This window comes from Nitrosomonas mobilis, from assembly GCF_900103035.1.
Lineage (GTDB): Bacteria > Pseudomonadota > Gammaproteobacteria > Burkholderiales > Nitrosomonadaceae > Nitrosomonas > Nitrosomonas mobilis.
In genome coordinates, this window is the sequence record NZ_FMWO01000064.1 from 1 (window position 1) to 835 (window position 835).

Sequence of the window (835 nt, forward strand, 5' to 3'; positions counted from 1 at the left end):
AGGACTGGGAACAGGATTATCAAAACTGGACTCGCCGCGATCTGAGTGGCAAACGGTATGCTTATGTCTGGGCTGATGGTATCTACAGCACTGTGCGGATGGATGACCGGTTATGTCTTCTGGTGATTATCGGTTCTGATGAAACGGGGCGTAAAGAGCTGCTGGCATTGTCTGATGGTTATCGTGAGTCTGAAGCGAGCTGGACGGAAGTATTGATGGATTTGAAACAACGTGGCCTCAAAGGTGCTCCCAAATTAGCTATCGGTGACGGTGCGCTGGGGTTCTGGAAGGCTGTTACCCAGTGCTGGCCGGATACGGATCAACAGCGTTGCTGGGTGCATAAAATCGCCAATGTAATGGAAAAGCTGCCCAAGGCCATGCAACCCAAGGTCAAGGAAGCGCTGCACAATATCTGGTAGGCGGAAACACGGGAAAAGGCTTATAAAGCATTTGATAACTGTATTGAACGTTTTAGTCCTAAATATCCAAAAGCGATGGAGTGTCTGGCAAAGGATAAAGATTCCATGCTGGCTTTCTATGATTATCCTGCAGAAAACTGGCAACACATTAGAACAACTAATCCAGTCGAATCAGTCTTTGCAACTGTCCGGCTGAGAACAGCCAGAACCAAAAACTGTGGAAGCCGGACGACAACTTTGACGATGGCATTTAAACTGATGGAAGTGGCGCAGAAGAAATGGTTCCGACTAAGAACTTGTTCAAAGTCTTTTGAGTAGAAGGGCCAGGAAAGCCAAGTGGATGAACTGCAAACTGGTGTTAATCATTCGCTCGCAGTTCTTCCACAGTCTTCTATTCTTTTCCAGCCAGGCGAAAC

General features: G+C 47.4%; 2 pseudogenes. One reads left to right on the top strand and one right to left on the bottom strand.

The features are described from left to right. A pseudogene (locus NSMM_RS11260) lies at window positions 1-713 on the top strand (IS256 family transposase); the annotation flags it as partial. 6 nt (window positions 714-719) lie between these two features. On the opposite strand, the pseudogene NSMM_RS15285 reads toward NSMM_RS11260, so the two are convergent. After that, window positions 720-835 (bottom strand): annotated as a pseudogene (locus NSMM_RS15285) (IS5/IS1182 family transposase); the annotation flags it as partial.